This is a genomic window from Deinococcus sp. HSC-46F16 (assembly GCF_024171495.1).
Classification (GTDB): domain Bacteria; phylum Deinococcota; class Deinococci; order Deinococcales; family Deinococcaceae; genus Deinococcus.
This window is the reverse complement of the sequence record NZ_JALJZW010000004.1, coordinates 348,294-356,424: the sequence shown is the minus strand read 5'-3', so window position 1 is coordinate 356,424 and position 8,131 is coordinate 348,294. Positions and strand designations below refer to the sequence as shown.

Sequence of the window (8,131 nt, the reverse complement as noted above, 5' to 3'; positions counted from 1 at the left end):
TCACGGCAGGCGTCTAGACTGTGGCGCATGACTGGGGTGAAGTCGTAACAAGGTAACTGTACCGGAAGGTGCGGTTGGATCACCTCCTTTCTACACGCTCCGCTCCTCTTCCCACCCCCCTGGCCTCACCGCCAGACCAATCCACGCTGACCTCGTCCCCCCGGCTCCACCGGGGGGACGCGCCTTTTGGGATCACCGGGTCAGGGAACTTTGACCCGGTACAATCTCCCCATGACCACGCCGTTTGAACAGGCCCAGCGGGACGTGCAGACCCTCTCCAAGAAACCCGGCAATGACACCCTGCTCAAGCTGTATGCACTGTACAAGCAGGGCTCGGTGGGCGACGTGACGGGCAGCCGCCCCGGTGGGTTCGACTTCGTGGGAGGCGCCAAGTACGACGCTTGGGCCGCGCTGGGGGGGATGAACCCCGAGGAAGCGCAGGCGGAGTACGTGGCGCTCGTGGAGACCCTCAAGGCTCGGGGCTGAGGGTCCTGGGTCGGCTGGGGTGGCGGCCTGCGGGCGGGCCACCTCTTCTGCTGACCGCTCTTGTTGGTCTGAAGTCCGCCACACGGTAAGCTGCGGGGGTGAACCCCGGTTCCTCCGCCTCCCAGCCGCCCGAACGCGGGGCCTCCAACGGGGGAGAGGCGCTCGCCGCTGCCAAGACGCGGATGCGCGAGCTGGCGGCGAGTTACGCGAGCGGGCTGCCGGGGCTGGACACCCACAGCCTCCTCGCCGGGTTGGACGCCACCCTGCGGTTCCTGCCGATGGGGGACCGTGACGGCGCCTATGACCCCGAGCACCGGGTCGTGCTGATCAACAGCCGGGTGCGGCCCGAGCGCCAGCGCTTCACCCTGGCCCACGAGATCAGCCACGCCCTGCTGCTGGGCGACGACGATCTGCTCAGCGACCTGCACGACGCCTACGAGGGCGAGCGGCTGGAGCAGGTTATCGAGACACTGTGCAACGTGGGCGCCGCCGCGTTGCTGATGCCAGGCGCCCTGATCGACGAGGTGCTGGCCCGGCACGGCCCCAGCGGGCAGGCGCTGGCCGAACTCGCCCGCCGCGCCGACGTGAGTGCGAGCAGTGCTCTGTACGCCCTGGCCGAGCGCACCACGGCGCCCGTTCTCTACGCGGTGTGTGCGGTCAGCCGCCTCGACACGGAGGACGAGGACGCACCGCCCGGCAAGGGCCTCACCGTGCGGGCCAGCAGCGGCGCTCCCGGCGTGAAGTACAGCCTGCGCCCCGGCACACCCATCCCCGAGGACCACCCGGTCGCGGTGGCGCTGGCGACCCGGCTGCCGCTCGCGCAGGAGAGCTACGTGCCCTTCCGCTCGGGGCGGCGGATGCCCGCCTACGTGGACGCCTTTCCCGAACGGCAGCGCGTGCTGGTGAGCTTCGCGCTGGGGCAGCGCAGCGAGCGGGCGGGGGAGGAGGCGGGTGAGTAGCCCCTGGCCGCAGCGGCAGCACCGCCTGACCTTCGGCTTCCCGGTGCCGGGCGGCGTCCGCACCCCGGACGGCTGGGAGGTGGTCTGGACGGGATGCGCGGTCATGGGCATCCTCAACGTCACGCCCGACAGCTTCAGCGACGGGGGGCGCCACGCGGGGCTGGAGGCGGCGCTGGCCCATGCCCGCACGATGCGGGCCGCTGGAGCCTTCATGATCGACGTGGGGGGCGAGAGCACCCGGCCCGGCGCCGACCCGGTGCCCGCCGACGTGGAGGTCGACCGGCTGCGCCCGGTGCTGCGGGCGCTGGCGGGGGGGGGCGTGCTCCTCAGCGTGGACACCCTCAAGCCCGAGGTCGCGCGGGCAGCGCTGGAGGCGGGGGCGCACCTCGTCAACGACGTGTCGGGCCTGCGCAACCCCGGGATGGTGGCCGTGTGCGCGGAGGCGGGCGCTGCCGCCTGCGTGATGCACATGCAGGGCGAGCCGCGCACCATGCAGCACGCGCCGCACTACGGCGACGTGGTGGCCGAGGTTCACAGGTACCTGCGGACCCAGGCCGCGCGGGTGCGGGCGGCGGGGGTGCCCTCCGTGCTGCTCGACCCCGGCCTGGGCTTCGGGAAAACGGTCGAGCACAACCTTGCGCTGCTGCGGGCGCTGCCGGACCTGACGGGCGGCGAGTGGCCGGTGCTGGTGGGCGCCAGCCGCAAGGGGATGATCGGGCGCCTCGGGGACGTGCCCGTGGCCTCGGAGCGGGACCCCGGCAGCCTCGCCCTGCACCTGCACGCGGCGCGGCAGGGGGCGGCGATGGTGCGGGTGCACGCGGTGGCCGAACATGTTCAGGCGCTGCGGGTGCAGGCCGCCCTCGACACGCCGAGACAGGAAACAGGCCCGCTACAATCGCCCGCATGAGCCGCGTGGTGCTGGAGGGACTGGAGTTTCACGCCCGGCACGGCGTCTTCGAGTCGGAGGCGGCGCTGGGTGCCCGCTTCGTGGTGGACGCCGAATTGCACTGGGCCTTTGCGGGCATTCCCGACGACCTCGCGGCGGCCGTGAACTACGCTGCCGTCTACGCCTCCATCCGCGAGGAGGTCACGGGTGAGCGGCACCTCTTGATCGAGGTGCTGGCCGACCGCATCGCCCGGCGGCTGCTGCGCGAGCATGGGCGGCTGGAAGCGGTCACCGTGCGGGTCCACAAGCCCTTCGCGCCCCTCCCCGGCGTGTTCCGCGACGTGTACGCCGAGCTGACCCTGCGGCCCGGCGAATGACGGCGGCGTATGTGGCGCTGGGGGCGAACTTAGGGGACCCGCTGGTGACCCTGCGCTGGGCCAGAGAGGCCCTCGCGCGGTTGGGCACCGTGACCGGGGTGAGTGCCCTCTACCGCACGGCCCCGGTGGGAGGGCCGACTGGGCAACCCGACTACCTCAATGCCGTGCTGCGGCTGGAGACCGAACTGCGGCCCCCTGGCCTCCTCGCCGGGCTGCACGGGCTGGAGGCAGAGGCGGGCCGCGAGCGCCGCGAACGCTGGGAGGCCCGCACCCTCGACCTCGACCTGCTGCTGTATGGGGAGGAGGTGTGGGAGACGCCGGGACTCACGCTGCCGCACCCCCGCGCCTGGGACCGGGCCTTCGTGCTCGCGCCGCTGGCGGACCTCGCGCCGGAGCGGGCGCATCCGGTGACCGGGGAGCGGGTGGAGACGGCCCTGGAGCGGGTTGGCCGGGCGGGCGTCACGTGGGTGGCGGCCGACTGGTAGGCGAACAGACGGCCTGGTTTCCCCCTGGGCACGCTATGCTGCGTCCCGACATGAGCGAGCTGACCTCCTCCAAGCGCAACGGCAACCTGGGGCGCACCCTGCTGTGGGTGGCCATCGCGCTCAGCGTGCTGCTGCTGGGCTTCGTGACCGCCCTGACCATCCGCGCCAACCCCTACTACAGTGACCGCGAGGCGAACGGGATCAGCAAATTCCAGTTCATCGAAGTCTGCCGGGAACAGCTCGCGGAAGACGAGCAACTCGCTTCCCTCCAGGGGCTGCTTCAGCAGAGCGGGCAGCTTCAGGCCGGGCAGCGGCTGACCGCCGAGGTGGCGCCCGAGCCCGCCGACCTGGTGGACAGCGTTCAGCCTGCCCAGGGCGGCGGCTGGACCCTGAACGTCCCGGCCAACATTCAGGTCAACGGTGGGGGCGCCCCGCTGGGCCAGTTGCCGTTCCAGTGCGCCCACGACAAGGCCCAGAACCGCACGACCGCGCAGCTTCAGCTTCCGGGTGGGGTATAAGCCTCTTCGACCAAAGCAAGAGCCCCAGCCACCGCTGGGGCTTTCTCTCTGGCGGCGCCCCTTACAACACCGCCTCCAGCCCGCTCAGGCACTCCTCGGCAATCGCCCGCGCCAGGGGATCGCGGGTCGAACGGGCGTAGCTCACGCCGAGGTGCAGGTGCTCCGGCCCGGCCTCGTCGCCCAGCAGGGCCAGCGTCTGGTAGTAGGCGAGGTGGGTGTGGGCGAGCAGCACGTCGCGGGTGCGCTCGGGGGGCAGGGACCGCAGCAGCCGCAGCGCTTCCTCGTAGGCCTCGGTGGCCTGCTCCTGATCGCCCTCGACCGCCCATTCGCGCCCCAGTTGCAGGTGTCGGGCGGCGGTGAGGTAGGCGGGGCGCATGGGCCGGATTCTAGCGCCGGGGCGTATGATCTGGCCGTGATGGGCTGGCTGGGCGCGGGACTCCTGATTCTGGCGGGCTACGGTTGGGGCACCCGCGTCTCGGCGGCCACCTCGCCGCTGCCACTGGGCTGGATGCTGGCCTTGACCCTGGGGGCGAGCGTGCTGGGGCTGGCGCTGACGGTAGAGGCGTTTCTGGACCATCAGGACGGCCCGCTGGTGACGGGGGCGGTGGGCGCACTCGCGGCGGCGACGCTGGCGGTGTTCACGGGGCGGGAGTAGCTGGGGTGGGGTCCCATATGCTGGCGTATGGTCCAGTCCATCCCAGGTCGGTTGAGTTCGCTGGTGGCTGCCGTGCTCCTTTCCTCGGCCCTGGCCTGCCCGGTCAAGCCCGGCACCGTCGCCAACAGCCTGTTCAAGGACACGCGGCAGCTCACGCCGATCTGCGGCCCGCTGCACCTCACCTTCAAGCAGGCGATGCCCGGGGTGAAGTGGACCGAGATGTAGGCCCTGGAGGCCAAGACGGGCGCGGCGCAGACCGCTTACGTGCTCGCCGGTCTCCAGAAGGGCGGGTACAGGAAGGTCAAGGAGGCGCGAGGACGCCCCGCAGCCAGACCTATCTGTTCCAGCGCGGCAAGAACACCATCACGGCGGTGGTCGGTTACTCGGGAACCGTGCAGGATCTCGGGTTGGCGGGGCAGTAAAAGCCTGCTCACCCGATAAGACGAGGCCGCCCCTCCCCAAGGAAAGGCGGCCTCTCTTGCCTGGGGTCAGTCCCGGCGCGGCGGGCGCCCTCCCCGGTCGCCGCCGCCTGCGCGGGCGGGGCGCGGCTCGCGGGGGGCGATCTTGCCCTCCAGTTCGGGGCGAATCAGGTCGATCTTGCCCCGGTCGTCGATGTTGGCGATCTTGACGCGCAGTTTGTCGCCCACGTTCAGCACGTCCTCGACGGCATTGATGCGCTCCTCGCTCATCTGCGAGATGTGCAGCATGCCGTCCTGACCGGGGAAGAGGTTGACGAAGGCGCCGAAGGGCGCGGTCTTGACCACCGTGCCCTCGTACTCCTCGCCCACGCGGGCGGTCTTGGTCAGGCCCTCGATGCGGGCGCGGACGGCTTCGGCGGCGGCGCTGTCGGCGGAGAAGATGCGGACCGAGCCGTCTTCCTCGACCGTGATCTGGGCGCCCATCGCTTCGAGTTCGCGGATCTGCTTGCCGCCGGGGCCGATCACCTTGCCGATCAACTCGGGGTTGATCTTGAGGCTGACGATGCGGGGAGCGGTGGGGGACAGCTCGGGGCGCGGCGCGGGCAGCACCTCGGCCATCTTGCCCAGGATGTGCAGGCGGGCCTCGCGGGCCTGGGCGAGCGCTTCCCGCATGATCGCCGGGGTGATGCCGCCCACCTTGATGTCCATCTGGAGGGCCGTGACCCCCTCGGCGGTCCCGCAGACCTTGAAGTCCATGTCGCCGAGCGCGTCTTCCAGGCCCAGGATGTCGGTGAGGATGCGGTATTTGCCGTCCTCGATCACGAGGCCCATCGCCACGCCTGCGACCGGGGCCTTGAGGGGCACGCCCGCGTCCATCAGCGCGAGGGTCCCGGCGCACACGGTCGCCATGCTCGACGACCCGTTGGACTCCAGCACCTCGCCCACCACGCGCAGCACGTAGGGGAACTCCTCGAAGGAGGGGAGCACCGCCCGAATCGCCCGCTTGGCGAGGTGCCCGTGCCCGACCTCGCGCCGGGACTGCCCGCCCATGCGCTTGACCTCGCCGGTGGAGTAGGGCGGGAAGTTGTAGTGCAGCAGGAAGCGGTCATTGTCCTCGGTGGTCAGGTCGTCCACCAGCAGCTCGTCGCGCTCGGTGCCCAGGGTGGCGACGCCCAGCACCTGCGTCTCGCCGCGCGTGAAGATCGCGCTGCCGTGGGCGCGGGGCAGGGGCCGGGCCTCGATCCAGATGGGGCGCACGGTGCGCGAGTTGCGGCCGTCGGCCCGCAGGTCCTCTTCCAGAATCAGGCGGCGCAACTCCTGCTTTTCCACCTTGCCGAAGGCGGCCTTCAAGGCCACGATGCGTTCCTCGGCCCCCTCGACCTCGCCCTCGATCATGCGGTCCTGAATGATGCGGTCGCGCAGGGCCTTGAGATTGGCGCCGCGCTCCTTCTTCTTCACGGTGAGCAGCGCGTCGCGCAGGCCCGCCGTCCGCGCCGCCTCGGCCAGTTCGGGCACGAGGTCGGGGGCGAGGTCGCCTTCCGCCAGGAAGTTGAACTTGGGCGCCCCGAGTTCGGCCCGCATCTGCTCGATCAGGGACAGGACGCCCTGCATCTCCGCGTGGGCGAATTCGATGGCGCCCACCATCGTCTCCTCATCCACGACCTGCGCCCCGGCCTCCACCATCATCACGGCGTCACGGGTGCCCGCCACCACGAGGTCGAGGGTCGAGCGCGTGAGCTGGTCGGTGGTGGGGTTCAGCACGTACCCGCCGTCAATCAGGCCCACCCGCACGCAGGCGGTCGGCCCACCCCAGGGGATGTCGCTGATGCTCAGGGCCGCCGACGCCCCGATGGGACCCAGCACGTCCGGGAGGTTCTGCTGGTCGGCCGAGAGCACGGTGATGATGACCTGCGTCTCGTGGCGGTAGCCCTTGGGGAAGAGGGGGCGAATCTGGCGGTCGGTGATGCGGGCGGAGAGGATGGCCCGCTCGCCGGGGCGCCCCTCGCGGCGGTGGAAGGAGCCGGGAATCTTGCCGACCGCGTAGTGCCGTTCCTCGAACTCGACGGTCAGGGGCAGGAAGTCCAGCGTGCTCTTTTCCTCGCGGGCCTGCGCGGTCACGAGGAGCAGGGTGTCGCCGTAGCGCAGGGTGACGCTGCCGCTGACGAGTTTCGCCAGTCGGCCCGTCTCGATGCTCAGTTCGCGCCCGCCGAGCACCGTGGTGTAGGTCTTTCCGATCATGGAGGTGAGTCTATCCCGCCCCGCCGCACGGCGACGGGATGGTGGGTTGCGGTCGGCTCCGCTTTCCGAACGTGTCAGGGTGGGGGCATGGCCGTCCCCGTTACACCCTTTCCCGCCGCGCCGCCTACTCCACCCTCTCGGCGCAGGCTCTGGCTGCCTGGGTGGGGGAGCGGTACGCCTGCACTGGCCCCGTCACCTGCACCCTGCTGCGGCGCGGGCTGAACGACACCTACCGCGTGACCGGGCTGGCAGGGCGGGACCGCGCGGTGCTGCGCGTGTACCGCTCGGGCTGGCGCTCGCCGGGGGAGGTGGAGTGGGAACTCGGGTTCTTGCGGCATCTGGCGGGGGCAGGCTGCGGCGTCTCGGGGCCGCTCCCGCAGCTCGGCGGGGCGTACTGGGAGGTGCTGGAGGCCGCCGAGGGGCCACGGGTCGCCGCCCTGTTCGGGTGGGTGGAGGGCCGCTGGCTGGAGGCGGTGCCGGAAGACGCGGCGGCGTATGGGGAGACGGCGGCCCGGCTGCACATGGCGGCCGATGCCTACTGCGCAGCAGGCCGCTTCACCCTGGACCTCGACCACCTGCTGACCCAGCCCCTGGCCCGGATTCGCCCTCTGCTGGCCGACGCGCCCGAAGTCTGGGCCGAGCTGGAGGCCGCCGCCCACCGCACCCACGCGGCCATAACTGCAATCGCCCCGGAACTGGAGTGGGGTCCCTGTCACGGCGATCTCCACGAGGGCAACGCCCGGCTGGGAGAGGACGGGACCGTGCGGCTCTTCGACTTCGACTGCGGCGGCCCCGGCTGGCGGGCCTACGATCTGGCGGTCTACGGGTGGAGCCTGTTTTCCAACAGCGGGACTTCATCTGAGACAGCACGGGAAGCCTGGCGAGCCTTTCTCGCCGCCTATCAGGGTGTGCGGCCCCTGGGGGCGGCGGACCTTCAGGCCCTGCCCCTGTTCGTGACCGCGCGGGCGATCTGGTTCATGGGCCTGACCGCGGGCCGCGCCCACGAGTACGGCACCGAGGTCCCGGACCTGGGATTTTTTCAGTACGGCCTGAAGTTCATGGGCGATTGGGAGGCGTGGCCGGAAGCCTGACCCGCGCCGGGCGTAGA

11 protein-coding genes and 1 rRNA gene are annotated in these 8,131 nt (G+C 71.2%); 10 read left to right on the top strand and 2 right to left on the bottom strand.

Annotated elements, in window-relative coordinates:
- From L1280_RS11025 to L1280_RS10995, 7 genes are all read left to right on the top strand, one after another.
- Positions 1-90 (top strand): 16S ribosomal RNA (locus L1280_RS11025); the annotation flags it as partial.
- A gap of 141 nt (positions 91-231) precedes the next feature.
- Positions 232-486: an acyl-CoA-binding protein gene (locus L1280_RS11020; RefSeq protein WP_253582317.1), complete on the top strand. Its 255-nt coding sequence runs from the start codon at positions 232-234 to the stop codon at positions 484-486.
- A gap of 182 nt (positions 487-668) precedes the next feature.
- Positions 669-1,445: an ImmA/IrrE family metallo-endopeptidase gene (locus tag L1280_RS11015; RefSeq protein ID WP_253582333.1), complete on the top strand. Its 777-nt coding sequence runs from the start codon at positions 669-671 to the stop codon at positions 1,443-1,445.
- A complete protein-coding gene (gene folP, locus L1280_RS11010; RefSeq protein ID WP_253582316.1) occupies positions 1,438-2,352 on the top strand; it encodes a dihydropteroate synthase in 915 nt (304 codons plus the stop codon). The genes L1280_RS11015 and folP overlap by 8 nt, the downstream gene beginning before the upstream one ends.
- Complete coding sequence (folB, locus tag L1280_RS11005; RefSeq protein ID WP_253582315.1) at positions 2,349-2,708, top strand: dihydroneopterin aldolase; 360 nt, start codon at positions 2,349-2,351, stop codon at positions 2,706-2,708. The genes folP and folB overlap by 4 nt, the downstream gene beginning before the upstream one ends.
- Positions 2,705-3,193 carry a 2-amino-4-hydroxy-6-hydroxymethyldihydropteridine diphosphokinase gene (gene folK / locus L1280_RS11000; protein ID WP_253582314.1) on the top strand — a complete coding sequence of 163 codons (489 nt, stop codon included), beginning with the start codon at positions 2,705-2,707 and terminating at the stop codon, positions 3,191-3,193. The genes folB and folK overlap by 4 nt, the downstream gene beginning before the upstream one ends.
- Before the next feature lie 50 nt (positions 3,194-3,243).
- Positions 3,244-3,711: a hypothetical protein gene (locus L1280_RS10995; protein ID WP_253582313.1), complete on the top strand. Its 468-nt coding sequence runs from the start codon at positions 3,244-3,246 to the stop codon at positions 3,709-3,711.
- Between the two features lie 61 nt (positions 3,712-3,772).
- Here L1280_RS10995 and L1280_RS10990 read toward each other — a convergent pair whose 3' ends face one another.
- On the bottom strand, positions 3,773-4,087 hold the full coding sequence (locus L1280_RS10990) for a hypothetical protein (protein ID WP_253582312.1): 315 nt from the start codon (positions 4,085-4,087) through the stop codon (positions 3,773-3,775).
- A gap of 36 nt (positions 4,088-4,123) precedes the next feature.
- On the opposite strand from L1280_RS10990, the gene L1280_RS10985 reads away from it, so the two are divergent.
- On the top strand, positions 4,124-4,366 hold the full coding sequence (locus L1280_RS10985; protein WP_253582311.1) for a hypothetical protein: 243 nt from the start codon (positions 4,124-4,126) through the stop codon (positions 4,364-4,366).
- A 27-nt stretch (positions 4,367-4,393) separates the two neighbouring features.
- Positions 4,394-4,591 (top strand): hypothetical protein, encoded by a 198-nt coding sequence (locus L1280_RS10980; protein WP_253582310.1) that lies wholly within the window; start codon positions 4,394-4,396, stop codon positions 4,589-4,591.
- Positions 4,592-4,854: 263 nt separating this feature from the next.
- On the opposite strand, the gene pnp is transcribed toward L1280_RS10980, so the two are convergent.
- Entirely contained in the window at positions 4,855-7,023 is a 2,169-nt protein-coding gene (pnp, locus tag L1280_RS10975) for a polyribonucleotide nucleotidyltransferase (RefSeq protein ID WP_253582309.1), read from the bottom strand.
- 71 nt (positions 7,024-7,094) lie between these two features.
- Here pnp and L1280_RS10970 point away from each other — a divergent pair, with 71 nt between their 5' ends.
- Positions 7,095-8,114, top strand: coding sequence for a phosphotransferase (locus tag L1280_RS10970; protein WP_253582308.1), 1,020 nt, complete (start codon positions 7,095-7,097; stop codon positions 8,112-8,114).
- Positions 8,115-8,131: the final 17 nt, after the last annotated feature.